General features: G+C 61.6%; 24 protein-coding genes, 1 tRNA gene and 3 pseudogenes. 13 read left to right on the forward strand and 15 right to left on the reverse strand.

The window, feature by feature from the left end; genetic code table 11:
- Nucleotides 1-1,260, reverse strand: coding sequence for a D-alanyl-D-alanine carboxypeptidase family protein (locus J6524_RS02870; protein WP_225668792.1), 1,260 nt, complete (start codon nt 1,258-1,260; stop codon nt 1-3).
- Nucleotides 1,261-1,426: 166 nt separating this feature from the next.
- On the opposite strand from J6524_RS02870, the gene J6524_RS02875 reads away from it, so the two are divergent.
- A complete protein-coding gene (locus J6524_RS02875; protein WP_225668794.1) occupies nt 1,427-2,371 on the forward strand; it encodes an alpha/beta fold hydrolase in 945 nt (314 codons plus the stop codon).
- Here the strand turns inward: J6524_RS02875 and J6524_RS02880 are convergent.
- A complete protein-coding gene (locus J6524_RS02880) occupies nt 2,368-3,291 on the reverse strand; it encodes a septal ring lytic transglycosylase RlpA family protein (protein WP_225668796.1) in 924 nt (307 codons plus the stop codon). The genes J6524_RS02875 and J6524_RS02880 overlap by 4 nt on opposite strands.
- An 814-nt stretch (nt 3,292-4,105) precedes the next feature.
- Between J6524_RS02880 and J6524_RS02885 the strand changes: the two genes are divergently transcribed.
- A tRNA-Ser gene (locus J6524_RS02885) sits at nt 4,106-4,195 on the forward strand.
- 308 nt (nt 4,196-4,503) lie between these two features.
- On the opposite strand, the gene J6524_RS02890 is transcribed toward J6524_RS02885, so the two are convergent.
- The 9 genes from J6524_RS02890 to J6524_RS02930 all read right to left on the reverse strand — a co-directional run bounded on the left by J6524_RS02890 (nt 4,504) and on the right by J6524_RS02930 (nt 14,838).
- On the reverse strand, nt 4,504-4,758 hold the full coding sequence (locus tag J6524_RS02890; protein ID WP_225669335.1) for a hypothetical protein: 255 nt from the start codon (nt 4,756-4,758) through the stop codon (nt 4,504-4,506).
- A gap of 36 nt (nt 4,759-4,794) precedes the next feature.
- On the reverse strand, nt 4,795-4,935 hold the full coding sequence (locus J6524_RS02895) for a hypothetical protein (RefSeq protein WP_225668798.1): 141 nt from the start codon (nt 4,933-4,935) through the stop codon (nt 4,795-4,797).
- A 240-nt stretch (nt 4,936-5,175) separates the two neighbouring features.
- Nucleotides 5,176-7,869 carry a bifunctional acetate--CoA ligase family protein/GNAT family N-acetyltransferase gene (locus J6524_RS02900; RefSeq protein WP_225668799.1) on the reverse strand — a complete coding sequence of 898 codons (2,694 nt, stop codon included), beginning with the start codon at nt 7,867-7,869 and terminating at the stop codon, nt 5,176-5,178.
- 138 nt (nt 7,870-8,007) lie between these two features.
- Nucleotides 8,008-9,867, reverse strand: a complete 1,860-nt coding sequence (locus J6524_RS02905) for a PHA/PHB synthase family protein (RefSeq protein ID WP_225668801.1) — start codon at nt 9,865-9,867, stop codon at nt 8,008-8,010.
- Nucleotides 9,868-9,879: 12 nt separating this feature from the next.
- A complete protein-coding gene (locus J6524_RS02910) occupies nt 9,880-10,248 on the reverse strand; it encodes a hypothetical protein (protein WP_225668803.1) in 369 nt (122 codons plus the stop codon).
- Between the two features lie 155 nt (nt 10,249-10,403).
- Nucleotides 10,404-11,237, reverse strand: a complete 834-nt coding sequence (locus tag J6524_RS02915) for a universal stress protein (protein WP_225668805.1) — start codon at nt 11,235-11,237, stop codon at nt 10,404-10,406.
- A 146-nt stretch (nt 11,238-11,383) separates the two neighbouring features.
- A complete protein-coding gene (locus J6524_RS02920) occupies nt 11,384-12,283 on the reverse strand; it encodes a CHAD domain-containing protein (protein ID WP_225668806.1) in 900 nt (299 codons plus the stop codon).
- 9 nt (nt 12,284-12,292) lie between these two features.
- Nucleotides 12,293-13,858, reverse strand: coding sequence for a bifunctional aminoglycoside phosphotransferase/ATP-binding protein (locus tag J6524_RS02925; protein ID WP_225668807.1), 1,566 nt, complete (start codon nt 13,856-13,858; stop codon nt 12,293-12,295).
- Complete coding sequence (locus tag J6524_RS02930; protein WP_225668808.1) at nt 13,855-14,838, reverse strand: zinc-dependent alcohol dehydrogenase family protein; 984 nt, start codon at nt 14,836-14,838, stop codon at nt 13,855-13,857. The genes J6524_RS02925 and J6524_RS02930 overlap by 4 nt, the downstream gene beginning before the upstream one ends.
- Nucleotides 14,839-15,026: 188 nt before the next feature.
- On the opposite strand from J6524_RS02930, the pseudogene J6524_RS02935 reads away from it, so the two are divergent.
- A pseudogene (locus tag J6524_RS02935) lies at nt 15,027-15,209 on the forward strand (BON domain-containing protein); the annotation flags it as partial.
- Nucleotides 15,210-15,238: 29 nt separating this feature from the next.
- Here the strand turns inward: J6524_RS02935 and J6524_RS37805 are convergent.
- On the reverse strand, nt 15,239-15,379 hold the full coding sequence (locus J6524_RS37805; RefSeq protein ID WP_376711967.1) for a CBS domain-containing protein: 141 nt from the start codon (nt 15,377-15,379) through the stop codon (nt 15,239-15,241).
- Between J6524_RS37805 and J6524_RS02940 the strand changes: the two are divergent.
- Together J6524_RS02940 and J6524_RS02945 are read left to right on the forward strand one after the other, a co-directional pair.
- A pseudogene (locus J6524_RS02940) lies at nt 15,371-15,634 on the forward strand (helix-turn-helix domain-containing protein); the annotation flags it as partial. The gene J6524_RS37805 and the pseudogene J6524_RS02940 overlap by 9 nt on opposite strands.
- Nucleotides 15,635-15,672: 38 nt before the next feature.
- Nucleotides 15,673-15,930, forward strand: coding sequence for a hypothetical protein (locus J6524_RS02945; protein ID WP_225668809.1), 258 nt, complete (start codon nt 15,673-15,675; stop codon nt 15,928-15,930).
- 294 nt (nt 15,931-16,224) lie between these two features.
- On the opposite strand, the gene J6524_RS02950 is transcribed toward J6524_RS02945, so the two are convergent.
- Nucleotides 16,225-17,487, reverse strand: coding sequence for an aminotransferase class III-fold pyridoxal phosphate-dependent enzyme (locus J6524_RS02950; RefSeq protein ID WP_225668810.1), 1,263 nt, complete (start codon nt 17,485-17,487; stop codon nt 16,225-16,227).
- A 180-nt stretch (nt 17,488-17,667) separates the two neighbouring features.
- On the opposite strand from J6524_RS02950, the gene J6524_RS02955 reads away from it, so the two are divergent.
- Together J6524_RS02955 and J6524_RS02960 are read left to right on the forward strand one after the other, a co-directional pair.
- Nucleotides 17,668-18,303, forward strand: a complete 636-nt coding sequence (locus tag J6524_RS02955; RefSeq protein ID WP_225668811.1) for a DsbA family protein — start codon at nt 17,668-17,670, stop codon at nt 18,301-18,303.
- A gap of 83 nt (nt 18,304-18,386) precedes the next feature.
- Nucleotides 18,387-19,355, forward strand: coding sequence for a Bug family tripartite tricarboxylate transporter substrate binding protein (locus J6524_RS02960; RefSeq protein ID WP_225668813.1), 969 nt, complete (start codon nt 18,387-18,389; stop codon nt 19,353-19,355).
- A 17-nt stretch (nt 19,356-19,372) separates the two neighbouring features.
- Here the strand turns inward: J6524_RS02960 and J6524_RS02965 are convergent, their stop codons facing one another.
- A complete protein-coding gene (locus tag J6524_RS02965) occupies nt 19,373-19,651 on the reverse strand; it encodes a PilZ domain-containing protein (protein WP_225668815.1) in 279 nt (92 codons plus the stop codon).
- Nucleotides 19,652-19,952: 301 nt separating this feature from the next.
- On the opposite strand from J6524_RS02965, the gene J6524_RS02970 reads away from it, so the two are divergent.
- The 3 genes and pseudogenes from J6524_RS02970 (at nt 19,953) to J6524_RS37815 (ending at nt 21,555) form a co-directional block, all read left to right on the forward strand.
- Nucleotides 19,953-21,143 carry an acyl-CoA dehydrogenase family protein gene (locus J6524_RS02970; RefSeq protein ID WP_225668817.1) on the forward strand — a complete coding sequence of 397 codons (1,191 nt, stop codon included), beginning with the start codon at nt 19,953-19,955 and terminating at the stop codon, nt 21,141-21,143.
- Between the two features lie 11 nt (nt 21,144-21,154).
- Nucleotides 21,155-21,322: pseudogene (locus J6524_RS37810) on the forward strand (VOC family protein); the annotation flags it as partial.
- Nucleotides 21,280-21,555 (forward strand): VOC family protein, encoded by a 276-nt coding sequence (locus tag J6524_RS37815; protein WP_376711979.1) that lies wholly within the window; start codon nt 21,280-21,282, stop codon nt 21,553-21,555. The pseudogene J6524_RS37810 and the gene J6524_RS37815, both read left to right, overlap by 43 nt.
- A gap of 298 nt (nt 21,556-21,853) precedes the next feature.
- On the opposite strand, the gene J6524_RS02980 is transcribed toward J6524_RS37815, so the two are convergent.
- Nucleotides 21,854-22,633 (reverse strand): Spy/CpxP family protein refolding chaperone, encoded by a 780-nt coding sequence (locus J6524_RS02980; protein WP_225668818.1) that lies wholly within the window; start codon nt 22,631-22,633, stop codon nt 21,854-21,856.
- A gap of 461 nt (nt 22,634-23,094) precedes the next feature.
- Here J6524_RS02980 and J6524_RS02985 point away from each other — a divergent pair, with 461 nt between their 5' ends.
- From J6524_RS02985 to J6524_RS02995, 3 genes are all read left to right on the forward strand, one after another.
- The gene (locus J6524_RS02985; protein ID WP_225668820.1) at nt 23,095-24,435 is read left to right on the forward strand and encodes an ABC transporter substrate-binding protein; all 1,341 of its coding nucleotides are present in this window, start codon (nt 23,095-23,097) and stop codon (nt 24,433-24,435) included.
- Between the two features lie 108 nt (nt 24,436-24,543).
- On the forward strand, nt 24,544-25,482 hold the full coding sequence (locus tag J6524_RS02990) for a carbohydrate ABC transporter permease (RefSeq protein ID WP_225668821.1): 939 nt from the start codon (nt 24,544-24,546) through the stop codon (nt 25,480-25,482).
- A complete protein-coding gene (locus J6524_RS02995; RefSeq protein WP_225668823.1) occupies nt 25,482-26,393 on the forward strand; it encodes a carbohydrate ABC transporter permease in 912 nt (303 codons plus the stop codon). The genes J6524_RS02990 and J6524_RS02995 overlap by 1 nt, the downstream gene beginning before the upstream one ends.
- The last annotated feature ends 2 nt before the right edge of the window (nt 26,394-26,395 follow it).

The following is a 26,395-nucleotide window of genomic DNA, read 5'->3' on the forward strand; positions in this document are numbered from 1 at the left end:
TCAGAGCTTCTCTGCACCCGCGCGGAACACGCCGATGACGAGTTCGCTAGCTCCGTCCAGCGCGCGGCGCATGGTCGAGCCGGTGCCGATCGCTTCAGCGGCATAAACCGGCGTCTCCCCCGCAATATGGGTGCCGCGCCACACCCTGACGACGCCAACCGGCTGGCCAGCCTGCACCGGCGCTCGCACCGGACCGTTATAGACGATCCGCGCAATCAGTTTCTCGTTGCCGCTCTTCGGCACCATCACCTTGATCGGCACGGGGCTGGCAAGCTTCACCGAGCGGCTTTCACCGCCAAACACTTTTGCATAGCCGACAGGCTGGTCGGCCGCGAACAGCGTACGCGTCTCGAAATTGCGGAAACCCCATTCCAGCATCTTCTTGGCCTCGGAGGCGCGATCGTCGGGATCTTCGAGCCCGTTGATCACGACGATCAACCGCGTGTCGTTCTGCACGGCCGAGCCGACCATGCCGTAGCCGCCCTCCTTGGTGAAGCCGGTCTTCAGCCCGTCGGCGCCGTTGAGCGTGTTCAGCAGCGGATTGCGGTTCTGCTGCCGGATCTTGTTCCAAGTGAACTCCCGCTCGCCGAACAATCTGTACATGTCGGGATACGTCAGGATGAGATGACGCGAGAGCTTGGCCAGCTCCCGAACCGTCATCTTGTTGGCGGGGTCGGGCAAGCCGCTCGAATTGCCGAAGGTCGACTTCGTCAGGCCCAGTTCGCGAGCGCGCTTGGTCATGAAGTCGGCGGCAAAGATCCGCTCATTGCCGGCCATACCTTCGGCGAGCGCAATGCAGGAATCATTGCCGCTCTGGATGATGGCGCCCTTCAACAGGTCGTCCACCGATACCTTGCTGTTGAGAATGGCGAACATGGTGGAGCCGCCGGCCGGCGCGCCGCCCTTGCGCCAGGCGTTCTCGCTGATCCGGTATTCGTCGGTCAGCTTGACCTTGCCTTCCTTGATGGCGTTGAACACCACCTCGACCGTCATCAGCTTCATCATGCTAGACGGCGCGCGCAATTCGTCGGCGTTCTTCTCGAACAGCACGCTGCCGCTGGAGGCTTCGATCAAGATCGCGGTCGGCGCGTCGCCATCGAAGCCGCCATCCTCCTTCTTGGCGCCCTGCACGCTGTTATTGGCGGCGTAGACGATCCCGCCCCAGCCGACTGCGACCGCGAGCACAGCGGCCGTCAGTCCGCGCCACGGGATGAGGTCCGCGGCGCGGGATTTGCGGGGAACGGAAATCTCTGCTGCCATCGGCAATGTCCTGAATCCGCGCCTTCTAACAGTTGGAAGTATCGCAAACAACACGGGTTTTTTGGACGTGTCGCCGTGTCGATCGGATTGCGGCACCGGATCAAGGAACGTATCGTGGCGATGCTGCAACTTCCCCACAGGATACGAAAAACAGGGCGGAAACGCGATGCCATCCTCACGCACTATTCCCGCCAATGGGCTGGACTTCTTTATCGTCGAGGAGGGCCAGGGTCCGCTGGTGCTGCTCTGCCACGGCTGGCCCGAACTATCCTATTCCTGGCGGCACCAGATCCCCGCCATCGCGCAAGCCGGTTTTCACGTGGTCGCGCCTGACATGCGCGGGTTCGGACGGACCAGCGCGCCGGCGGACGTTGGCGCCTACACCCTCTTCCACAATGTCGGCGACATGGTCGCGCTTGTGACGGCGCTCGGCGAAAAGCAAGCTGTCATTGTCGGCCATGACTGGGGCGCGCCGGTCGCCTGGCACGCGGCCTTGTTCCGCCCCGACATCTTCATCAAAGTTGCGGGCCTAAGCGTCCCGCCGCCTTCCCGCGGCCGCGGTTTTCCGCTCGAAACCTTGCGGCAGAACGGCATCACCAATTTCTACTGGCAGTATTTTCAGACCCCTGGCGAGGCCGAAGCCGAGTTTGAGCGCGACGTCGCCGCCACAATGCGAATCGTGCTCGGCGGGCGCGGGCTTGCCGATCCAGCGGCCCATCAATTCGTCCAGGAGGGCAAGGGATTCCTCGGCGGCGCCGATGCGAATCGACCGTTGCCGGCCTGGCTGACCGAGGCCGACATCGCCTATTTCACCGCCATCTACCAGAAGTCCGGCTTCCGCGGCGGGCTCAACTGGTACCGCAACATCGACCGTAATTGGGAGCTGACCGCGCCATGGCAGGGCGCGCAAATCCACCAGCCCTCCCTGTTCATCGCCGGATCGAGGGATGGCGTCATTACCGGCATCATCGGCGCCAAGCAGGTCAAGGAGATGGAGCGCGTGCTGCCGAATCTGCGGCAGAAGCTCATTTTGGACGGCGCTGGCCACTGGATTCAGCAGGAGCGGCCCGATGAGGTCAATGCCGCCCTGATCGCCTTCCTGAAGGGTTAGTACAGCCCGCGGCCGTTGAGAATCTCGCTGGGGCCCCGAGGATCGATCGGGAGGTAAACTCGGCTGGGAGTCGCGTAATCGGCCTCGTTCTCGTAGGACACGGCACGCGGATTTTGCGTGGTTCGGCCCCGCGCGCGGCTGGAAGCCGACATTTCCGAAGTCGCGTTGATTGAGGCGTAATCCGCTGAGGTGTTGCCGAGACTGTAGGGTCTACCCTCCGGCAGCGGAACTTCGCCCCGGATTCGGGCTGCTGACGAAGGCATATCGGGAACAAACGGACGGGCCGAAGCAATCCGGACCGTGGACGGCGACGGTGCGGGCTCGCCGGTCCGGAGTGTCGCCAGCAGCTGGCGGTCGTCGGATCCTTCGAGCGGTGCCCGGCCGACATACTCAACCCGGACCTTAGCGACGCCATTTGCTTTGAATTCAAGGAGTTCCGCGGCCTTATTCGAGACGTCGATGAGGCGGTTACCGTGATAAGGGCCGCGGTCGTTGACCCGCACAATCAGCGACTTGCCGTTTCGGATATTGGTGACGCGGGCATAGCTCGGGATTGGCAGCGTCGGATGGGCCGCCGTCAGCGCGCCCATGTCGAAGACCTCGCCATTTGCGGTCAGCCGGCCGTGGAAGTCATCGCCGTACCAGGACGCCATTCCCTCAGCACGGTAGTTCGGATCCTCCTCGGGCACGTAGATCCGGCCAGCCACGGTATAGGGCTTGCCGACGCGGTAGGTTCCCCCGCCCTTCGGCACCGGCTCCCCGAACGCCACGACGCGGGGGCTGGAAGAGACGCCATATTTGGGGTCGATGCGCTTGGCGAACTTTTCTGACGAGGCGCAGTTGGCGAGGATAAGGCATGTTGCCACGGCAACAGTCCCACGAACCGCCAGAACGATCGTTTTTGGCCGTCGAATCCCCATCACCCCAATTACCATTTTCAGCGGCCAACTGCCTACGTTGAAGCTTGCGGCCTGAACCCCACGATGCGGCCCACCTCCGCATCACTCGGTGAAGATATCGCAACCGGAACACGGCGGAAATGGGGTGTGGTCTCGCGTGGTGAATGAATGGTTGCCGGCGTATCCGTCGATCAACGTGCGTGCACTATCGATATCAGGCAAAAGACGCGGACGACTGTGCCGCTTTCAGACAATCTGTTGCAGCAAATCATCACTCATGGCCGTTCTACGATTCCACCTGTGAATCTTTTTGACTGTGCAAGGCTGCAGTCGTTCTGTGGGTGCAGGGGCGCATAAGGATTTTGTGCGATGATCGAGACGGTTACAGCAGTGATGGGCCTGGTGAGCGCAGGCATTTTTCTTGCTCATGCATTTGAAGGCTATCGTTACAGGGCTTGAATTTTGAACGTCTGGCGGTCGGGGGACCGCCCGGCTTTGGACATTTGGCTCAGTAGGGATTCGGAAAGCTTTAATTAATTCGGACGAGCATCTGGTGTGGTAGGTGTCTCATGCGCAACTACGACATTGTCTCCAACGGATTTCTTGCTCTGGTGACGGCCAGCCTCCTGCTTCTATGCTCGAGCCTGCTGGCGGTGGCGTTCGGCTAAATACCACCCGCTCCGACCTCGGCGCCGGAGCGCATTATCGATCGGGGCGCTTGGTGAGCCAACGGCACTGCTTGCCCCCTTCGACGCCCGGCACTTTTCCGACAATTCGGATTTCTTCTCTTGTATTTTCACCTGCGCATCGGCTAAGCGCTTGATCATACAGGCGTGGAAGGGTGGCCGAGTGGTTTAAGGCACCGGTCTTGAAAACCGGCGTGCCTGCAAGGGCACCGTGGGTTCGAATCCCACCCCTTCCGCCAAACGGTGACAGATCAAGCGATTTTCTTACCCACGTATGCAGCGGCGACACGGCCCTAGGTCGCAGGCATGGCTAATATTTCGTTAACAGACGATCGGTAATAATCCGCTCACTAGGGTGAACTTTGGAGAGAGATCATGGTCGATGTGGCGCTTTGGATTGTGGCAGGTCTCGGCGTGGCGTATCTGGCCGTGCGCCTGGGGTTTGCCTGGCTAGTGCCCCAGGTCCATGACTGACACCTGCACAGATAGCGGAAGCTCAGCACTTTTGTCGTTCACGGCACGTCGCTGACTGTCTTGCCCTCGCCCACTAGCAGATCAGGGAGCCAAAGGTGCGCTCGTTGCGTTGCTCAGCCAGCACGTTACCGCCAAAGGCGAAGATCACCGCCGACGTGTGCAGTGGCCGTAGCCGGCCGGAGCTTGTCCACGGCAGATCGAAGTTGAGCGAGGGCCATGCAAGCTGCGAGGCGATCAGCAGCCATACCGTCAATCCGGCAATCCCCCAGATAATCGCCGCGTTGCGCCGAGCGGCGCGTCCCCTGGCTGCCAAGTGGTGATGCGCCATCCGGTTATCCGCGTTTTGCGGGCTCAGTCCACTCGATCAGAAGGCGCGGCGTTTGGTGGCGGGCGGATTGGCCAGTTGCTTCGGCCGCGTCTGCATGTCCGCCCAGAACAGCGCAGCAGCAAAGACCACGATCATTGCGACGGCGAAGATGGTGACGAGCAAGGAATCGGTTGGCATGCGGCTGATCTCCTATTGACGAAGAAAACATGCCTGCGGGCCTCAACCAGCATTTTGAGCTGGATCAAACATGCCGCGATTTACGCGGAATTGTCATGCCGCAGCCCGGTTTGCATCCACAAGACGGACGCCGCCGGCGACCATGATGAGCATCTTCTCGCGTTCGAATCGGGTCAGCGTTCGCTCAACCGTCGCTCGCGTGCGCCGCCATCGGCGGCGCCGCTTGCCGCCGAGCAACGGCTAAAGAGCCAGCCGAACGTTGCAGATATCGTGCTCCTGCGGGTCCGACTTCACTTCGAAGCCAAGATCTCGGCACATCGCCAGCATCACCGAGTTGTCGGCCAGGACATCGCCGGAAATGGCCTTCAAGCCCTCGGACTTCGCATATTCGATGATCATCTGCATCAGGGCCCAACCGAGTCCCCTGCCCTTGAGGTCCGAACGCAACAGGATCGCATACTCACCGCTCTCGTAGATCGAGTCCGAATGGATTCGCACCACGCCGACCAGATCGTTGGTCGCTTCGTCCAACGCGACAAAGGCCATCGCGCGGGCATAGTCGAGCTGTGTCAGGCGGGCGATGAACTCATGGGAGAATTCCTTCATCGGGGCGAAAAACCGCAGTCGCAGGTCCTGCATCGTGACGTGCTTCAGCATCTGATGGATCAGCGGCTCGTCCTCGGGCCGGATCGGACGAACGAACACGCGCCAGCCGTCCTTTACCTCGATATGGCGCTGCCATTGCGAGGGATAAGGCCGGACAGCGAAATTCGCCGGACCTGAACCACGGAACTTGCGCTCCGCGCGCCCGATCACGACGCGCGCGTCGACGGCGAGCACGCCTGCCTCATCGGCCAGCAGCGGGTTGATGTCGAGCTCGCGGATTTCCGGGATGTCAGCGGCCATCTGTGCCAGCTTGATCAGAACCATCGCAACCGCGTCTTGCTTCACGGCCGGTACGTCGCGATAGGCGCGCAACAACCGCGAGACGCGGGTGCGCTCGATCAGGCTGCGCGCCAGGTGCAGGTCAAGCGGAGGCAATGCCAGCGCCTTGTCGTTGATGATCTCGACCGCCGTTCCGCCGCGGCCGAACACGACCACGGTTCCAAAAGTCGGATCGTCGGCGAGGCCGAGAATGAGTTCGCGCGCCTTGGCCCGCACCACCATCGCCTGCACCATCACGCCTGAAATCCGCGCCTCTGGCCGTAACGACCTTGCACGCGCGAGAATCTCGGCGGTGGCCTTGCGAACCGCGTCGGCGCTAGTCAAATTGAGCACGACACCACCGACATCAGATTTGTGCACGATGTCGCGCGACATGATCTTGAGAACAACGGTCGAGCCCTTCGCGAACAGTGCATTCGCGTGATTAACCGCCTCTTCGGCATCAGTGGCCGCGAAAGTCGGCACGGCGGCGATGTCGTAGGCATCGAGCAGCCGCTTGACCTCGATCGGATCGAGCCAGGAGCGACCGTCGGCGAGCGCCGCAGCAACGATCTGTCGCGCCGCGTCGACATTGGGCGCGAACTCGCTCGGCATCGCAGGTGGAACCTGTGCCAGCGCCTCTACCACCTCGCGATGACGGACCAGATGCATGAAGCCGCGCACTGCGTCATCTTCGGTCGGGTAATTCGGAATACCCGCGCCGCTCAAGAGGTCGCCGATCGACGGCTGCGCGCCGACCCAAACCGCGAGAACGGGCTTCGGAGACATACGATGACTGGCGCGATATCCTTGCACCACTTCCGTTACTGCCGCGGCGATCTCGTCGGCGCGCGCGATCGCGGTCTGAACATTCATGACAAGCACCGCGTCGTTCTCGCGATCGTCCAGCAACGCCTCGAGTGCTGCAGCATAGCGTGCCGCATCGGCATCGCCGATGATATCGACCGGGTTCGATTTCGACCAGGTCGGCGGCAACGCCGCATCCAGCTTCTCGCGGCCCGCTTGCGAAATGGAAGCGGGAACGCCGCCGAGGTCGACGAGCCGGTCGACGGCAAGCACACCGATTCCGCCGCCATTGGTCAGAATTGCAAGCCGCTTCCCTGGCGGCGATTTGAGCCGCCCCAGGGTCTCGGCGCAGTCAAACAGTTCACGCAAGTCAGATACGCGCAGGATGCCCGCGCGCTGAAACGCCGCGTCGTACACCGCATCGGCCCCCGCCAGCGCGCCGGTATGGGTCGCAGCCGCCCGTGCACCCTGCGCCATCCGCCCTGACTTCACGACCACGACCGGTTTAACTCTGGCGGCGGCGCGCGCAGCCGACATGAACTTGCGGGCATCCTTGATCGCTTCGATATAAAGCAGGATGGCGTGGGTCTTTTCATCCAGCGCGAAATAGTCGAGCAGATCGGCGATATCGACATCGAGTTGGTCGCCGATCGAAACAATGCCGGAAAAGCCGACGGCGCGCTGCGCCGCCCAGTCCACCATGCCGGCGGCAATGGCGCCGGATTGTGAGATCAGCGCCAGATGTCCGGCGGCCGGCATATGAGCGGAAAAGCTCGCATTGAGGCTGACGCCCGGCATCATGATGCCCAGGCAATTTGGACCAATCAGCCGCATACCGTATTTTCGTGCCGCTCGCTCCGCAGCCTCCGCCAGCGAACCCGGTCCGTAGCCAAGTCCGGCACTCACAATGACCGCGCCTGCGGCGCCGCGGCGGCCTGCTTCATCAATCAGACCCGCAATCGCGCGAGCCGGCGCCGTGAGGACAACGAGTTCCGGCACGAAAGCCAGTTCCGCGATGGTGTCGGCGGTCGCGACGCTGTCGATTTCGTGATAGCGCGGATTGACGAGACCGAACTCACCTTTGAATTGAGCTTTACGTATATTGTTGAGAATGGCACGGCCGACCGAACCATGGCGCGGACTGGCTCCGACCAGCGCGACGGAATGCGGCGAAAGCAGATTTTTCAGACGATAGGTTGACATCGTTCGCTTATATCCGGCGGTTGTGGGCCTTCTGTGAGCGGGGCAGATGTTCAACGCAATGTGAGCTTGCGCGACAGGGTAATCCGGAACGCTCTCTACCTGATGACAAATGTGCTTGTTTGGGTGGGCTTGTCGCTATCAGTGACGAACGTAGTCGCCGGGCGCGTCAGGCAAGTTCGTTGCGTTGGCGCGACCTATGCGCGGCGGCGCGGACAGTTCACCGGACCGTGCGGCGAGCCACTTCGTCCATTCCGGCCACCACGATCCTTCAACTTGCGGCACCGTATTCAGCCATTCATCGGGACCGATATAGCTGGTCTCCGCTGCCCTGGTCTTGATGCGATACGTGTGCCCGGGTTCGCCGGGCGGCGCCACAATCCCCGCGTTGTGGCCGCCGCTGGCGAGAAGAAAGGTCACGTCGGCATCGACCTGGTAGTGGATCTTGTAGACGGACCGCCACGGTGCAACGTGATCGCGAAGGGTGCCAACCACGAACATCGGCGTATGAATGTCGGACAGCGAGATCGGCTTGCCATCGACGAGGTATCGTCCTCCGGCAAGGTCGTTGTTGAGGAACAGCTTGCGCAGGTATTGCGAATGCATCCGGTATGGCAGCCGGGTCGCGTCCGCATTCCAGGCCATCAGGTCGCTCGGCACCGCCCGCTCACCCATCAGATAGTCGCGGGTGAGCCGCGACCAGATCAGGTCGTTCGAGCGCAGCAATTGGAACGCGCCCGCCATCTGCGTGGTATCGAGCACGCCGCGCTCCCACATCATGTCTTCGAGGAACGCGACCTGGCTTTCGTTGATGAACAGCGTCAGCTCACCTGCCTCGGTGAAATCGGTTTGCGCGGCAAGCAGGCTGATCGACTTCAGCCGGTTGTCGCCGTCGCGCGCCATGGTGGCGGCAGCGATCGACAAAAGCGTGCCGCCGAGGCAATAACCCAGCGCATGCACCTGATGATCCGGCACAATGCTGCCGATCGTATCAAGCGCGGCTTCAACGCCGAACTTCCGATAATCATCAAATGCGATGTCGCGATCGGCGGCATCGGGGTTGCGCCACGAGATCATGAAAACCGTGAAGCCTTCGCCGGTGAGATACTTCACCAGCGAGTTCTGCGGCGACAGATCGAGAATGTAATACTTCATGATCCAGGCCGGCACGATCAGGATCGGCTCCGGATGAACCTTCTCCGTGGTTGGGCAATATTGAATCAACTCGATGAGCTCGTTGCGGAACACGACGTTGCCCCGCGAGGTGGCAACGTTTTCGCCGACGACGAAATCTCCGGTCGGGACAGGGCCAAGGCCCGCCGACATCAGGAGCATCCAGTCGTCGCGGAAGTTGCGCCAGCCGCGCACAAAATTGTTGCCGCCGCTCTCGAATGTTCTTCGCAGCACTTCCGGATTGGTCATGGCGAAATTGGAAGGTGACATGACGTCCAGCATCTGTCGGATCGAAAATTCGACGATCGCCTCATTCTGCTTTGAGACTCCGCGCACACCCGTTGTCGCGTTATGCCACCATTGTTCGCCTAGCAGAAAAGCCTGCGCCATCAGATTGAAAGGGGGCTGTTCCCACTCCGGCCGGCCGAACCGCTTGTCCTGCGGCTGCGGCTTGATCAGCGACCACGGACCTTGTCCGGGAGCGAAGAAACGCTGCGTGGCTTCGAGGAGTCGTTTGGCGTTGATCAGGGCGTCCTGCCCGATCTCCATCTGCCGCTGCGGCGACGAGGTCAGATGTAAGAGCCAGTCCGCATAGGCCAGCAGCAGCGCGGCCGGTGAAATGCCGCCACTGAGGCGAGCCAACATGGCGTGCAGAGCACGATCGGCCTGGTACGTCTCGGTTCCGTCAGCCACTTCCGCCGGCGGTGAGACCTGCGCTTCGTCCGACGCGGCCGGTTTGCCGCGCCTGCCCTCACCTTCAGGCGCGACACAGGGACGAAGCGGCAAAACGGCGGCTTCCGGCATCGGCTGGGGCGATTTCCCGTGCATGCTACTGACCGATCAGTTCAGGGACCGGCCGTTGATCAGGTTCGACATGGCCGCAATCATTCGCTCGCCATGTCTGAACAGCCGTTCGGAGTCGCGACGGAAGAAATCGAGCTGATGCTGGCCGCATTCCTGGCACAGCGTCTTGATGTCCTTAACGGAATGCGCACCAGCCATCTTGGCGACGAACTCCGTGAACAGATGCATCTCGGTCCACGTTCGCTCTAGCATCTCGTCGCCAAGAAATACCAGTTCCTCGAACATCATCTTCTGTGCGCCGAGCATGAACTCCAGCGCGCCCTGATTCAGCTTCGTGGCTTCCGCTTCCGCATCTGCAGTGGCCAAAGAGGAACGGGAAGCGGCCCGCTCAGATAATCCTGACATGATAATCTCCGCTTCTTGGAATTGCGGCCGACACGATATTGACCCGCGTCGGGCCGAACGTTGAGGTGCGTCAAACCGGCGTAATGCGACCATGGCTACCGCCAAGAAGGTGCAAGGCAGGCGAGATGAAACGTCACATCCCTGCCGGCCCAGAATCAATGCGACATCAGCACCGGTACCGTCATGCAGTCGAACATTTTGCGCGTCACGCCGCCCAGAATTCGCTCCTGCAGCCGCGAATGGCCGTATCCGCCCATCACCAGGAGGCCAATGTTGCTTTCGGCCGCGATCGACAAAATGGCTCCCTGAACGCCGCTATGGTCCGTGGTCAACCGCTGAGCCCGCGCCGCAATGCCACGTCGTCCAAGATGGGCGACGACCTGATCCGAGGAGGCTTCACTCGCCTCTTCATTGATTGCAATCACAGTCACGGCATTCGCGCCCATCAGAAACGGCATGGCATCACGTAATGCGCGGGCCGCCAAACGGCTGCCGTCCCAGGCGATGCCGACATGGTGGGCGTCGAGCGGCCCCTTTTGGATGTAGGGAACGATGAGTATTGGCCCGCCCGAATTGAACAGGATGTGCTGCGGAATTTCGTTGTCGTAGCTGGGTTTCGACGGGTCCGGCTGTAGCAGGATCGTCATGTCGTATAGCCGCGCAAGCGCACCCATGGTGTGCCCCGCTTCGGCAGGGACCGCTGCCAGTGTCCTGGTGCCATAGGCGATTTTGGCGAGCTTGGCTTCGATCTCGAACAAGGCGATCGCCGCGGCCGCTCTTTCCCGGGCGCGCTCCTGCTCTGCCCCGATCACAGCGGCTACCGCGGCGCCGCCACCTTCTACGATCATTCCGGCGGCTCCCATCGATTCATAACCGATGGCGATCGCATCGAGATGCGAGCGGCGCGCGATGGCCAGTCCGACCGCGACATCAATGACCGGCCTGACCGGGCGTTCGGAAGGAATATGAACCAGAATATTTCTGAACATCGCCATTCTCCCAGATGTTCGCGGGGACCTTTGGCCCCGTGGCCCCCATCCCGGTTTACTGCCGAAAAAGGTAACCGATGGAAGGATGGCCGAAGTTGACGCACATCAACGGATACGACCGGCACCGCCGCGGGCGAATCGCGACCTCAAAAGGCCCCGGCACGCTTGAGGTCGCGATGGGCTGCCATGGCGGCGCTGAGCAGCTTTTCCCGTCGAGCACGATAGCCCGGCGGACGCTTTTTGTCTCGTCTCGCGTGCTTTGCCTGCAGCGACCGATCGGCGAGATCGGCAAAGCGCTTGAGATCACGGAGGTCACCCAACGCGCGTTGCATCTGTTTTGCCAGCCGATGCAACTGATACCAGTCGCCACTCCCCCGCAGGCTTCCGATTTCTGCGAGCGCTTCCAGCATGTAGCGGAAACGCTTGGCCCTGATCCGCAGCCGGTGACGGGGTGCCGCCCCCAAGGTCTTCAAACGCCGGCCCTTCCTGACCAACCGTTGGTGCCAGCGGGCGAGTTCGCGCGCGCAATAGCCTTGCAGAGCTTCCCTGTTGCTCCGCTGGTAGCGTTCCAGCCACGGTCCCTGTCTGATCCAGCGTGCCATCGCCGCCAACAGGCGTTGCGTCCGGACGGAACCTAGGCAGCGCACCAGGCGGCGGTGATCGCGCATCTGTTGCTGATCGAGGCGCTTGCCGATCAGGCGCTGCGTCCACGCACGATACCGCTTCCGGCGGGCATATTCCAGGACGACATCGGTGTCGCGGGCGGCGCCGAGCGGGCCATTCAGCCAGACGATTTCCTTTTTCAGGCGCAGCCATTCCGCATCGATGACGATCGGCGCGAAGAACGCTACGGCGGCTCGCAACCGCGTGATCGCGACCCGGATCTGATGCACGGCCTCGGCGTCCCCGGCGCATGCGCTGCTGTGATGAGCCCGGATGGCAGCGACGCAGTCGAGCGCGATCGTTTGGAATGCCGTCGCACAATCAAGATCCGCGGCTGCGGCGGCCTTGCGTCGGCCTGACGTTCTGGTCGGATCGGCTCGCATTTTCAGCGCTCATCTGGGGGCCGCGGGCAAGAAAACACAGGCATTGCGCAGTGACTGGTCCGGTGTTCCTGAGGCATCGATTATATGCCAGCTTACCGTGCCGATTGCGAATGTCTCCTGCTTCAGTGCAACATTCCGCGTCGCATCTGACGCATCCGCTCTGCGCTGATCGATCCGCGCCAGCCGTGTCGCGAGATCGGCCGTCAGAAACAGGCCGAGAAAGCGTACCCCTTGCGTGGCGGCCAGGTCTGCAATTTCCGTCCGCTCGGCCTCCTGCAGATAGGCGGCATCGAGCACCACCGAGCAACCCAGGGAGAGAATGCGCTGGGCGGTGCTCGAAAGCAGGTCATATACCCGTTTCGAAGTATCGGGTCGGTAGGCAGATTCCGGCAGAGCGGTAGTCTCATTGGCGCCAAAGAGACGTTTGCGAACGACGTCCGAGCGGACAATGACCGCACCGGGCGGCGGCTCGATAAGACCGGCAATTCCGCGCGCGAGCACCGACTTTCCGGTGCCCGACAAGCCGCCGATCGCGACCAGCAAGGGTGGCGCCGGGCTGATCAGCCGTCCTGCCAAATCGAAGTAGCGTTTCGCTTCCTGCCAGGCGGCTTCGCCATCCCCGGCATTTTCGGCCTTGACGAACAGCACATGCGCCCGGATTGCCGCACGCATCGACAAGAACAATGGCAGCAGGCGCAAGCCATCGAGACTCTCCTGTCCTGCCCCCGCAAGGTAGCGATTGAGCAGGGCATTTGCCGCCGCTCCCTGTTCGAAATGCATGAGGTCCATCAGCGTGAACGCGAGATCGTAGAGGACGTCCGTCGTGGCGATCACGGGATCGAATTCAATGGCATCGAACAGCAGAGGCCGGCCGTTCACCAGCGCGATATTGGCAAGGTGCAGATCACCGTGGCAACGGCGAACGAAACCATCCTCGGCACGCTGCCTGAGCAGCGGTTGTAATGTCGTTGCGCAATCGCGGCTGGCGGCATCGAGTTGTTCGACGGCAGAAACATCGAGTCCATGCACGGCGCGGAACTTTGCGGTGTTGCGCCCGATGATCGGCAGGAGAGACGCAAGCCAGCTTCCGCCGTCCGACCGCGTCGCCCTGGCGTGGGAATGCAGAATCGCGTCGGCGAGCGCCACCGCAAGGGATGGATCGACTTTCCTCGATGCCGCAACACGATCAAGCGACTGCTTCTCGTCGAACCGCGTCATCTCGACTGCCCATTCAGCCGGCGTACCGGAGCCGTCGATCTCAAAGACGCCATCGGCACTGCGCGTAATGGCAACGATGCGCCGGTACAGCTCGGGGGCGTTAGCGGCGTTGACTTGCAGTTCCTCCTCGCAGGCGCGCTTGCGCTTCTCCAGCGTCGAATAGTCGAGAAACGGTAAGCGAACAGCCCGCTTGATCTTCAGTGCCCGATCGGCGCCGAGGAATACCACGGAGGCATGCGTATCGATCCGCTTGCCACCCTTCGCCGGACCGAAGCTCGAGCGGTCGAGAAAGGCGAGCACCTCCTGCTGCAGGTCAGCATCGGGGGTGGCCGTGTTGGTGGGGGATCGTTTAGTCACGGCAGCAGCACGGCGGCGCCAGTGATTTGCCCGGCGCGCAGCTTTGAGAGGACTTCATTGGCTTCCGACAGCGGGAATGTGCTGGTGTAGGTCTTGATATCCGCTTGCGCAGCGATCTTGAAAAATTCGATGCCATCGCCGCGCGTGAGATTGGCGACCGAAAGCAGTTGTCGTTCTTGCCAGAGGATGTGGTAAGGGAATGAGGGAATGTCCGACATGTGGATGCCGGCGCAGACCACGCGTCCGCCTTTGCGCACGGCTCGTAACGCCAGCGGAACGAGACCGCCCACGGGAGCAAAAATAATTGCGGCGTCGAGCGGCGCCGGAGGCGGATGCTCGGACGAGCCGGCCCATTCCGCGCCGAGCGATTTTGCAAGGCGCTGTGCCTCGACATCGCCGGCGCGGGTGAACGCATAGACCGAGCGGCCCTGCCAGCGAGCCACCTGCGCAATGATATGGCCGGCCGCGCCAAAGCCGAAGATGCCGAGGTGCTTTCCTTCGCCCGCCATAACAAGCGCGCGCCAGCCGATCAGGCCTGCGCAAAGCAAAGGCGCGATGGCAACATCGTCGCCGGCTTCCCCAAGCGGAAAGCAATAGCGAGCGTCGGCGACGATATGCGTGGCAAAGCCGCCGTCGCAGGTATATCCGGTGAAACGCGGGCGATCGCAGAGGTTTTCCTGGCCGCTCCGGCAATACGGGCATTCGCCACAGGTGTAGCCGAGCCAGGGAATGCCGACGCGTTCGCCGACTTCTAAGGATGTGACGCCGGCACCGAGTGCCGCTACCCGGCCGACCACTTCGTGGCCGGGAACGATTGGATAGGCAACGTCCGGCAATTCTCCATAGACGACATGGAGATCGGTCCGGCAGACGCCGCAGGCGGCGACCTTGACGCACACGTCCCCTCGCCCGGGTATCGGATGCTCCCGCTGCTCAAGCCGCAGTGGCGCTCCGGGCGCCGTCAGGACCATGGCATGCATCTTGTCTTTCGTCCTTACGAAAGTGCGTGCGTCCTATCGGATGACAACGAGATAACGTTTGATCCCCGTCAATCGCACCCGATCCAAGTAACCCTAGCATGACTATATCAGTCCCGCTGCGCGAGCCGCGGCATTCTGCCATCTCTTGATGGCATGGAACAGGAGATCGTCACACGCGTGCCCATTAGATCATGTGCGACGGCATCGTTCATGTGAGTGGCGTGATCACCGACGAGCGCGCGTGGCAGGCGGCTATGGTTGCCGCGCAGAACGTCGCCGGCGTGAGGAAAGTTCACGACCATCTGTGTTGGGTTGACACGATGTCCGGGATGTTTCTGAAATCGCCCGAGGACATGGCCCGGTCCGGATAGGTTCTGGCGCCTCCGGCAGGAGAACCGACTTAGTGGCGCGCGCTTTCGGTGAGCGCTCGCATGATATCCTCACGCGCGATGATCCCGACCAGCCGCTGTTGAACATCCAGCACAGGCAGGCTCTTCATCCTGTGGTCCACCATGGGTTGCAGGACGCGGGTGAAGACCATATGCTGCTTGTCGGGCGTAAGACAGCGATGGAAAAAGTTGCTACCTTCCTGCTGGAAATGGACCGCCGGCTCGCCAAAGCTGGTATGGTGGCCCTGCCAATGTGCCGCCGCGACATCGGCGATGATCTCGGCCTGACGCTGGAAACCGTTTCGCGGGCGCTTTCACAGCTCAGCGACCAGGGCATTCTGATGTTTTCGAGCGCGCGCCAAATCATGCTGCGCAACCGCCAGCGGCTGGCCGACATGGACGCCTGAAAGAAGTGCACAGAATACTGGAAGGATGGGAGTGCAAGATGAACACTTATCGCGTCTCCTTCTACAAGGATCTCTGTAACTCTGACGGCCACAGCTTCAAATGCTTGCAGCGCCAGATCGAAGTGCAAGCGATCGGACCTTCCGAAGCGCTGATGTTAGCCGAGCGGCTGGTCGACAACGACCGCCTGAACGCCAATTGCGTCGAGGTCACGCACTTGGCCGACCATCATGAGTTCGAACATCCGGTGTGCTATACGCCCGCCCGCGGCCGGCACGCATGGAATCGCGTCGCGTGATGGACTGACTGCGTCCTGAAATCGAAGTCTCGCGGACTGCGCGCGTGCGGTCGGGTGTTCCGTCGCGCTCGTATTCAGGACCGGCGCGCCGGGCTATTTGATCCAGGTCAATGCGATCGTCGTCATGAGATGAGAATGTCGACGTGCATGATGCCGACGACGCTGTCGCATCATCATTCGGCGATCTCGCCGTTTTCTCCTAAGACTGCCCCGCCATCGCCGGTCAAAGACCGTGTTCGCGGGGCATTTTTATTGATAGTTCCGATTCCACACCGCTCTGGTGTGCACGACGATTTACCGGTCGGACCTCGTTTCCAATTCGCGGACGGCTTTGAAGCCCTGTGAGGCCGCCTGCAGCGCCTCGTCGATGTCAGCGGACTGATGCGCCGCGGACAGGAACATGTTGTGCTGGGGATGAAAGAATGCACCATGGCGTAGCGCGGCCGAGCAGAATGCCCGGCCCTTTCGGACGTCCGCGTCAGCCTCGAACAACATCAGCGGCATCTGCGGCGGACCGCTCTGGCGGATCGCGATGCCATGCTCGTCTGCGAGCGACGCCAATCCTTCGCGTAATCTCAAGCCCATCGCACGGAGGTGCCCGGCGACATCCGTTTCGCGCGCGATCCGCAATGTCGCACGTGCGGCCGCCATCGCCACCGTGCCGCACCAGAACGCCCCCGTGACGAATACCTTGGTGGCGGCTTCGCGGAAGCGATCATTACCAGTGACGGCAGCCAGCGCATAGCCGTTGGCGATTGCCTTGCTCCAGGCGCACAGGTCCGGACGCACGCCAAGCGCTTCCCAGCTTCCCCTGATATCGATACGCAAGCCGGCGCGAACTTCATCGATGATCAGAGCAGCACCGGCGGCGTCACATGCCGTACGCGCGGCCTGTGCGAACTCCTTCGTCGGCAGTTCGAGGTCGCGACCCATGTCGTGGCGGAAAGCCGTTACCAGTATCGCGGCGAGATCCTTGCCCGCTTCCTCAGCGGCCGCTTGCAGGCTCTGCACGTCGTTGTACTCGAAGTGCAGGAGGTGCGCACGGTCCTCGGCTGTCACGCCGGCCACACTCGGCGAACACCATGGCAGGGCACCGTGATAGCTGCCACGTGCGACCAGCACCTTGCGGCGTCCAGTGCCGGCGCGGGCGATCGTCACGCAGCTCGTGGTCGCATCGCTGCCGTTCTTCTGAAACATCGTCCAATCGGCGTGCGGCAGCATCGCCACAAGGTCCTCGGCGAGTTCCACCATGACTTCGCCGGGACCGTTAAGGCAGTCTCCCTTGGCAGCCTGCGCCTCAGCCGCCGTCTGCACATCGGGATGCCGATGACCGAGCAGGATGGGCCCCCAACTGCACATGAAATCTATGTATTCGCGCCCGTCGACGTCGCGCACGCGGCAACCCTCCGCGGAGGCAAAGAACTGCGGATATCCTTCGGGAAGCCGCGCCGCGTTGAGATGACCCCACATGCCGCCCGGAACGACCAAGCTAGCCCGTGACCGCAACATGGCGTCCGCCGTCTGCGTTTCTCTCGACAGCATCGTGTGCTGGGTCATGACGTTCTCTTGCTGGTTTTCAGAGTTTGCCGGTCCCCTATGATTGGATCGCCATCAATTCATGGTCAACTACTGCGATCGCAGTCAGGTCAGATGGCCTTTGGTGCGCAAAACCGGTAGAGTGGTCCATCGTCGCGGCATTGCCCGAGCGCCTTTCGCCAATCCCCTTCGGAGTAACCGTTGAACGTTCGCTGCCGCATTGCCTTCGCCGCCCTCCTCGCTTTTGCATCGACGGCCGCCCCGGGTGTCGCCGTCGCACAAAGTGCGATTGCCGCAGCCGTCGCCAAACCGGTATCGCTGCCGGACATTGCAATAGGATCTGAGAAAGCACCAATCACCATCACCGAATATTCCTCGATGAGCTGCCCGCATTGCGCAGCCTTCGGCCAGAACGTATTTCCGATGTTGCGGTCGAAATACATCAACACCGGCAAGGTACGTTTCGTGTTTCGCGAATTTCCGCTCGACATCAAGGCTGCCGCGGCTTCGATACTGGCGCGCTGCATTGGCAAAGGCGACTCCGAAAAATACCTCGGCGCAGTCGAGATGCTGTTCAAGCTGCAGGACCGCCTGATGGCGCAAACCAAGGATACGCTGATCTATGTCGGCAAGCAGCACGGCATGAACGAGCAGGACGTCAAGACCTGCGAAGAAGACCAGGCGCAGTTCGACAAGCTGAACGCCGATCAGCAATACGCCCATCACGAATTGAAGGTCACATCAACGCCGACGTTCTTCATCAACGGCGTGCGGCTGCAAGGCTCGATGTCGTTCGAGGAGCTCGAAGAGCGGCTCAAGCCGCTGCTCAAGAAATAGCAGCCGCGCACCTCACCGAACCTCTTGTCCGGCGTCGCCACCTCGCCGATGATAGCCCCAACAAACACATCGGGGAGAGCGCCATGGCCGCGGCTTTACGGGCACTACTGGCAGCGGCGTGGCTGCTGTCCGGCACCGTGGTGTCGTCGGCGCAAAACTATCCGAGCAAGCCGGTGCGCGTGGTGGTCGGCTTTCCCGCCGGTGGGCCGACCGACGCCATCGCCCGCATCGTGGCGCAGAAGCTGACCGACAGTCTCGGCCAGCAGTTTTTCGTTGAAAACATCGGCGGCGCCGGCGGCAATACGGCGGCCGGACAGGTCGCACGTGTGACGCCGGACGGCTACACCATTATGGTGATCAGCACCGGCTTCGTCGTGAATCCCAGCCTCTACGCCAAGGTGCCGTATGATCCGGTCAAGGATTTCGCGCCGGTGACGCTGGTCGCGGTCTCGCCGAATGTCGTGGTGGTCAACCCGCAGGTAGCCGCCAAGACACTTCCCGAGCTGGTGCAGCTCATTCGGGATAACCCCGGCAAGTACGGCTTTGCCGGGCCCGGCATCGGATCGACGCCGCATCTGGGCGGCGAGCTGTTCCGGCTGGCCTTCAAGCTCGACCTGGTGCACGTGCCTTTCACAGGTGCTGGGCCGGCGATCCAGGCAACGGTCGGCGGGCACACGCCGATCGCCTTTACCGCACTGCCGCCTGCCCTGTCGGCGGTGCAGAGCGGACAACTCCGCGCGCTGGGCGTGGCGTCAAGTGAACGTGCCGCCGGCATGCCCGACGTGCCGACCTTCGCCGAACAAGGCGTGAAGGATCAGGACGCCGACACGCTCACGGGCATCGTCGCGCCCGCGGGGACGCCGAAAGAGATCATCAATCTGCTTCATCGCGAGATCGCCAAAATCGTCGCCCAGCCAGACGTGAAGGAACGCCTCACGGTGCTCGGCTTCAAGCCGGTCGCCAATACTCCGGATCAGTTCGGCGAGCGTATCACGTTGGAGATGGACAAGTGGGGCAAGGTGGTGCGCGACGCAAAGTTGCGCATCGAGTAACGTGCTCAGCTCCCCCGTTACAATGGCGAAGGTTCCGCAACCGAATCCGCGATTTTCGTGAAGGTAAGGCCGATACGGTTCTTCTGGATCCAGGCCACCCTGCACTCATGCACGACAGAGGGATTCTTTGCCATCACGAGGCGAAAGTGCTGTGGGACGAAGGCCGAGTTGTCGACATCGATTGCTGCCCCCGCGGGCGAGATATTCCGCACCACGCAGGACGTGACGGAACCACCCGAAGAGACATAGGCAGGCTCGTCGATCTCGGTTCGTGGATACTTTCGCTTCTCTTCCATCCCGTCCGCCCCATCCGGATTGGATCCCGGACAAACTGCAATGCTAGCGCAAAAAACTTAAACAAATCGGCGTGCGCCGCAGCGTCTGACCGGAAGGTCGAAGTAGGCGCGAATGTGTAGCGTCATTGCCGGCGCTCCATGGCCTTTCGCCTTCATTGTGCAGAGCGACACAAGAGCTCAATTGCTGGGGCAGATGTGCTCCGCATCGCCGTGGACTTGCCGATCGCGGCGATGGCAAGATAGCCTTTCCGTGAACCACTGACACGCGAACGCGATGGACCCGGCAGGTATGGTCTTGAATATGTCGATCGCAAACTCTGCCGATCTTGCAGGCGACCGGGCGGTGATCGCCCGGGCTGAGGCGCTACGTCCTGACGTCGCGGCAGCTTCAGACGAGATCGAGACCACGCGCCGGCTGCCTCCCACACTGCTCGACAAACTGCACGACGCACAATTGTTTCGCCTGTTGCTGCCCCGTTCGACCAACGGCATCGAAACCGACCCCGTGACCTTTTTCCACGTCATTGAAACCATTGCCAAAGCCGATGCTTCCACCGCCTGGTGCCTGAGCCAGGCCGGAGGCTGCGCGATGTCGGCGGCCTATCTCGACCTGCCGGTGGCGCAGGCGATTTTCGGTGATCCGCGGGCGGTGCTGGCGTGGGGGCCCGGCCCCAAGGTTCGCGCGGTCGAATGCGAGGGCGGCTATCGGGTGACCGGCGCGTGGTCCTTTGCCTCCGGCGGCCGGCATGCGACGTGGCTCGGCGCGCACTGCCCGATCTATGCGGCCGATGGCTCACCCAAATACGACGCAAATGGCGTCCCGCTCGAGCGCACCATGCTGGTACGCGCCGAAGATGTCGAGTGGACCGATATCTGGAACACCGTTGGCCTACGCGGCACCGCCAGCGACCAGTTCGCGCTCAACGATTTCTTCGTGCGCGCGGACCATTCGATTACCCGCGAATTTGATCGGGAATGCCGCGAGACCGGCCCGCTCTACCGCATGAGCAATCACACCTGTTACCAGGTCGGCTTTGCCGGCGTCGCCTGCGGGATCGCCCGCACCGCGCTCGACAACTTCGTCGAGACGATGCGCAACAAGGTGCCGCGCGGCGCAAAGGTATCGTTGCGGGACAATGCCGTGGTGCAGAGCAATCTTGCCCAGGCCGAAGTCAATCTCCGCGCGGCGCGCGGCTACGTGCTGCAGTCGATGGCCGATACGTGGAAAGATCTTAAAGCCGGCGCGACGATTACGGTGGCGCAGCGCATGAACATCCGCATGGCATCAACCAACGCCATTCACAAGGCCCGCGAGGCGGTTGACTTCGCCTACAATGCCGCTGGCGCCACCGCGATCTTCGAACACCATCCGCTGGAACGCCGCTTCCGCGACATCCATACCGTGACCCAGCAGTTGCAGGGCCAGATCAGACATTTTGAAACCGTTGGCGCCTGGATGATGGGCGTCGAGACCGATCTCAGCTTTGTCTAGGGGAGACGATCATGGGACTTGGCGGACTGCAGCATTACACAATCGAACCCGCGGATCTCGAGCGCTCCAAGGATTTCTACTGCGACGTGCTCGGGCTGGAGAATGGCGACCGTCCTCCGCTCGATTTCCCCGGCTATTGGCTCTATTCCGGCGGCACCGCCACGGTGCATCTGATGGGCACGCGCAAGCCGCGGGAGGGCATTGTGGTCCGTGGTACCGAGCGGAAGTACGAAGATACCGCCGGCTGGACCACATCGCCTTTGCGGCGACCGACGTCGAGGGTATGCGCAAGCGTCTGCGGGCCAAGGGCGTCAAATTCCGCGAGAGCATCGTGCCGCGTACCGGCGACACGCAGTTCTTTCTCTACGATCCCGACGGCGTTGGCGTCGAATTGAATTTTCCGAAGACGTGAGCCTCCGGACGCGCACCCGGTGCATCTGAGCTCAGTTCAAAGGCGTCGTGCCGCCGAGTTAAGCCCTCTTCCGTGGCGTCGGGCTGCGCCTGATGTTGTGCCGCAACACTGGCTGCCAAAAGAATGAAGTTCCCGACAACGCCGCAAGTCAGCCACGACTAAGGCGCGAGTCGGTCAGGGTTCCTCCATCATTGCAATGAGATTGGAGGAGCCGCGCCGCTGCGGCAGAGTAGCCGGGTGCCGCGCCTTTCAACCTACCCCAGGGCATGCGTACCCGGCTATTCGTCCGGCACAGTCGCTAGTCGAGCCCGCGCTCGTGGCTTAGCTTGACCATTTCCTGAACGAAAAACTCCTTTTGCTTGTCGTTCAGGCTGGCGAACAGCGGCTCGGCCGCGTCAGCCACATTACGCTGATCGACGGCACGGTCGTTGAGGAACTGAGCCTCATTCCGCATCTGCTCGATGATGTCATCGGGCGGATCGCGCTTGGCGCGGGCAATCCTCAGATTGAGGCGCTCGGCACCGTTATGGCCGAGATAGTGCATCGCACTATTGAAGGCGGCCCAATGCTTTTCCTGTTCGGGCGTCAGGTTCAGCTCTTTCTTGATCCGCTCGATGTTGGCGTCGCTGTTGGCCACGATCTGTTCGGCCGTCAGTTGCGGCGCACTCGTCTGGGTGAGCACAGCCGGCTGCTGCGGCGGCTGCTTGGCGGCGGTCTTCGTCTGCTTGCCGCCCTTCGGTTTCGGTGTATCGCCTTGCTTGGCAGCATCGCCCTGCTTGGAAGCCTCGCCCTGCCTGACATCCTTTGCCGCAGGCGCCTGGCCGTTCCTGTTATTATTGTTACCCCCGGTCAGAACGCCGGTAACACCGGTGACCACGCCGACGACGCCGCCGATCGCGCCACCCAGCACGCCGCCGACCGGACCGGCAGCCTTGTTGCCTTCTCGTGCCCCCTGCTGCACGCCCTGTACCAGCCCCTGCGCGTTAGCCGTCGCCGACGCGCCAACGGTCAGCATGACGATCGTGACAAGCGCTGCAAGCAATCGCGACGGCATCGCAATTTGCTGAGAACTGCTCATTCTTTGGTCTCCATATCGATCGAGAACCCGGCATGCGACCGCCGAGGCGGGCCGAGAATCCTTAGGCCTAAACTATCGTTTTCGCCCCAAACTCGTCCACACTTGCACCTCGCGGTTCCACGGCACGAACCCCGTTTCGATGCGAAGAAAGTTACACACGCGGTGGTCTAACCACGGCGCAATTGCGCACCCCAAGGCGGCACCAAAGGCGACGTGTGCGGCGCAATATTGCAATGCCATTATCGGCGATCCGGAACGACATGAGGTTGTCTCTCCCGCTGCCCGGAATTCGCACGCAACGTTAGTTCAATGACGGCATGCGCTGTGTTTTCTCGACAGATGCAAACAATTCTGGTCTGATCCAACTACAAAATCTCCGCTGGCCCCGCCTCGACGCGGCTCCCGCCGGATGGAGAAGAAAAACAAAAAGCAAAATCTGGCTCAGCAAAGAGGAAACGCCCATGTCCCGCAGGAAGCTTTCTCGCCGACAATTCGTTGCTGCGACAGCGCTATCATCCGCAGCCCTCATTACAGCGCCTTATGTGCGCGGCGCGCATGCCGCCGGCAAACTCTCGATCGGTTTCTGGGACCACTGGGTTCCCGGCGCCAACAAGGCTTCCACCGATATCGTGAATGCGTGGGCCGAGAAGGAGAAGGTCGAGGTTCAGATCGACTACATCCCAAGCCAAGGCAACAAGAACCTGCTGACCATCGCCGCCGAAGCGCAGGCAAAATCCGGCCACGACATTCTGGCCATGCCGACCTGGTGGCCGCATGCGCAGGCCGAGCTTCTGGAACCCATGAACGATGTCATGGATGGCCTGATCAAGCAGAATGGCGAACCAAACGGCACCGTAAAATATCTCGGCCAGTCCAAGGGCAAATGGCTTGCGGTACCTGCCAGCGTCGGCAGCCAGATCAAAGGACCCTGCTCGCGCATCGACCTCATGAAGCAGCATGCCGGCATCGACGTGCAGGCGCTGTATCCCGCCGGCGCTCCGCCTAAGGCAGACAGCTGGAATTTGGATACTTTCCTGAAGGCCGCAGAAGCCTGCCAGAAGGGCGGCGTTCCGTTCGGCATCGGGCTCGGCGAGACCAGCGATAACGTCGATACGGCAGGCGCTATCTTCCAGTCGTTTGGCGCAGCCCTTGTCGATGAGAAGGGCAACCTCACCGTCAAGACCGACGCAGTGCGCCAGGCGCTGGAATTCTACAAGAAGCTGATCTCCTTCCTTCCGCCGGACGCCGGCGCCTGGGACGACTCTTCCAACAATAAATGGCTGGTGTCCGGCAGGGGCGCCATGATCATGAACCCGCCGAGCGCCTGGGCGGTTGCCAAGCGCGACGCACCGCAGGTGGCCGAGCAGTGCTGGACTCATGGCTTCCCGGCCGGACCGAAGGGCCGCTACGCACCCTACCTCGCCTACTTCTGGGGCACCTGGTCGTTCTCCAAGAACAAGGAAGCGGCCAAGAGCGTGCTCAGGGCTCTCTCGCAGTCGGATGCGATCGAAAAGATGTGTGTGGCGAGCGGTGGCTACGATCTGCCCTGCTACGAAAAGCTCACCACCCTAAAAGTCTGGCAGGAGGAAGGGCCGCCGAAGGGCACCCTCTACCACTACCCCAACCCGCATAACCATCAGACGCTCTCGATCGCAGCAGCGCCTGCCCCACCGAAGATCGCCCAGCAGATCTATACGCAGGCAACCCTGACCAAGATGTGCCTGCGTTATCACAAGGGTGAGCCGATGGAAAAGGTGCTCGCGTGGGCTGAAGGCGAGTGCGAAGGCTTCATGCGAAGCTGACGGACGGGACGATATGGCGGCCTGCCTGATCGCAGGCCGCCATTACGCATCCGCATTCAATCGCGGACTCTGCGATAAAGACAGAACGTGACAGGGTGAGAACAGACCATGGCTGACGTTGTATTGCAGCCGAACCGGGCCGCCACCTCGAAAACCGTGGGCAAACGCGGCAGCCTGCACAAAATGCTCAAGCGCAAATCGACCGTGGCGTTCCTGATGGCGCTGCCGCTGATCCTGCTGATCGCGACTCTCGTCATCTACCCGGCTTTCTACGCGCTGCACCTGGCGACATTGAACAAATCGATGTCGCGCTTCGTCGGGCTTGGCAACTTCGAATTCCTGTTCAAGCGCGAGACATTCTGGCTCGTCGTGCAGCAATCCTGCATCTTCGCGATCACGGCCGTCATCTTCAAGGCGGTGCTTGGCTTCATCATTGCGCATTTCGTCCATAACATCCCGGCGAAGGGGCAGCGCAAGTGGCGCGGCATGCTGCTGGTGCCGTGGGTGATTCCGCCGGCGATGAGCACGCTGGCCTGGCTTTGGCTGTTCGATCCTTCCTACAGCGCGTTCAACTACACCCTGTCGTTCTTCGGCATCGGGCCGATCCCCTGGACCGGTGATGCTTATTGGGCGCGCTTTTCGGTGATCCTCGTCAATATCTGGGTGGGTGCGCCGTTCTTCATGATCATGTATCTGGCGGCGCTGAAATCCGTGCCCGACCAACTCTACGAGGCCGCCGCCATCGACGGGGCCAACTGGTGGCAGCGCATCTGGTACGTCACGCTGCCGATGATGCGCAACATCATCGCGATCACAACGCTGTTCTCGCTGATCGTGACCTTCGCCAATTTCGATATCGTACGCATCCTGACCGCGGGTGGCCCGCTCGATCACACCCATATCTTCGCGACATGGGCGTTTCGGATTGGCATCGAGGGCAGCGACATTCCGCTGGGCGCCAGCGTGTCCCTCTTCATGGTGCCGATCCTGGCAGTCGCAGCGATCTTCATCCTGCGCGATATCTCCAAACGCGGGAATGAAGCCTGATGAGCACGGTGACAATCGATAAGGCCGCGCCGACCCGCAAGGTCAAGTACGGCAGCATAAGCCGCGATCGCGCCTGGGCGCTGCGCTGGTCGTATTTCTTCCTGGTGATCTTCGCGATCTTCTTCCTGACGCCGCCGGTCTACATGCTCATCACCTCGCTGAAGAGCAGCGCGGAGATTTCGGCGGCGACCAATCCGTGGTGGGTATTCCATCCTACTCTGGAGAACTACATCGCGCTGCTGACATCGAACCAGTTCCTGCGCTTCTTCTGGAACTCGGCGATCGTATCGATCTTCGTCGTCACTATCACCATGCTGATATCAGTACCCGCAGCCTTTGCGCTTTCGAGGATGCGGTTCTGGGGCTCGGCGACGCTCGCGACCGGCGTGTTCCTGACCTACCTCATCCCCGAGACGCTGCTCTTCATCCCGCTCTTCAAGATGTTCGCGGTGATCGGTGACTGGACCGGCATCCAGCTCATCAACAGATGGTACGTGCTGCTGATCCTTTATCCGACCCTTACGGTGCCGTTCTGCACCTGGATCATGATCGGCTACTTTGCAAGCATCCCGAAGGAGCTCGATGAAGCTGCGATCATCGACGGCGCATCCTGGTTTCAGACGCTGACCAGGATCTTCATCCCGGTGGCGTTGCCCGGCCTGATCGCAGCGACGATCTTCGCCTTTACGGTGTCCTGGGCGCAATTCCTCTATCCGCTGGTGTTCACGACGTCGACCGATCAGCTCGTCATGCCGGTCGGCATCATCACCACGCTGATCAAGGGTGACGTCTTCAACTGGGGACAGATCATGACCGGCGCCCTGCTCGGCGCAGCCCCTCCGCTCATCATCTACGCGTTCCTGATGGACTATTACATTGCCGGCCTCACCGCTGGCGCGACAAAGGGTTGATT

Origin of the sequence: Bradyrhizobium hereditatis (assembly GCF_020329435.1) — a bacterium.
In the GTDB taxonomy this organism is placed as follows: Bacteria; Pseudomonadota; Alphaproteobacteria; order Rhizobiales; family Xanthobacteraceae; genus Bradyrhizobium; species Bradyrhizobium hereditatis.

Coding starts and splice junctions, on each gene's coding strand:
- J6524_RS02950 (WP_225668810.1), bottom strand. CDS start 17,487: ATGACCCAGCACACGATGCTGTCGAGAGAAACGCAGACGGCGGACGCC.
- J6524_RS02915 (WP_225668805.1), bottom strand. CDS start 11,237: ATGTTCAGAAATATTCTGGTTCATATTCCTTCCGAACGCCCGGTCAGG.
- J6524_RS02905 (WP_225668801.1), bottom strand. CDS start 9,867: ATGCACGGGAAATCGCCCCAGCCGATGCCGGAAGCCGCCGTTTTGCCG.
- J6524_RS02965 (WP_225668815.1), bottom strand. CDS start 19,651: ATGGAAGAGAAGCGAAAGTATCCACGAACCGAGATCGACGAGCCTGCC.
- J6524_RS02990 (WP_225668821.1), top strand. CDS start 24,544: ATGGCTGACGTTGTATTGCAGCCGAACCGGGCCGCCACCTCGAAAACC.
- J6524_RS02900 (WP_225668799.1), bottom strand. CDS start 7,869: ATGTCAACCTATCGTCTGAAAAATCTGCTTTCGCCGCATTCCGTCGCG.
- J6524_RS02870 (WP_225668792.1), bottom strand. CDS start 1,260: ATGGCAGCAGAGATTTCCGTTCCCCGCAAATCCCGCGCCGCGGACCTC.
- J6524_RS02930 (WP_225668808.1), bottom strand. CDS start 14,838: ATGCATGCCATGGTCCTGACGGCGCCCGGAGCGCCACTGCGGCTTGAG.
- J6524_RS02970 (WP_225668817.1), top strand. CDS start 19,953: ATGTCGATCGCAAACTCTGCCGATCTTGCAGGCGACCGGGCGGTGATC.
- J6524_RS37805 (WP_376711967.1), bottom strand. CDS start 15,379: ATGGTCTTCACCCGCGTCCTGCAACCCATGGTGGACCACAGGATGAAG.
- J6524_RS02880 (WP_225668796.1), bottom strand. CDS start 3,291: ATGGGGATTCGACGGCCAAAAACGATCGTTCTGGCGGTTCGTGGGACT.
- J6524_RS02910 (WP_225668803.1), bottom strand. CDS start 10,248: ATGTCAGGATTATCTGAGCGGGCCGCTTCCCGTTCCTCTTTGGCCACT.
- J6524_RS02980 (WP_225668818.1), bottom strand. CDS start 22,633: ATGAGCAGTTCTCAGCAAATTGCGATGCCGTCGCGATTGCTTGCAGCG.
- J6524_RS02985 (WP_225668820.1), top strand. CDS start 23,095: ATGTCCCGCAGGAAGCTTTCTCGCCGACAATTCGTTGCTGCGACAGCG.
- J6524_RS02895 (WP_225668798.1), bottom strand. CDS start 4,935: ATGCCAACCGATTCCTTGCTCGTCACCATCTTCGCCGTCGCAATGATC.
- J6524_RS02920 (WP_225668806.1), bottom strand. CDS start 12,283: ATGCGAGCCGATCCGACCAGAACGTCAGGCCGACGCAAGGCCGCCGCA.
- J6524_RS02945 (WP_225668809.1), top strand. CDS start 15,673: ATGAACACTTATCGCGTCTCCTTCTACAAGGATCTCTGTAACTCTGAC.
- J6524_RS02875 (WP_225668794.1), top strand. CDS start 1,427: ATGCCATCCTCACGCACTATTCCCGCCAATGGGCTGGACTTCTTTATC.
- J6524_RS02890 (WP_225669335.1), bottom strand. CDS start 4,758: ATGGCGCATCACCACTTGGCAGCCAGGGGACGCGCCGCTCGGCGCAAC.
- J6524_RS02995 (WP_225668823.1), top strand. CDS start 25,482: ATGAGCACGGTGACAATCGATAAGGCCGCGCCGACCCGCAAGGTCAAG.
- J6524_RS02960 (WP_225668813.1), top strand. CDS start 18,387: ATGGCCGCGGCTTTACGGGCACTACTGGCAGCGGCGTGGCTGCTGTCC.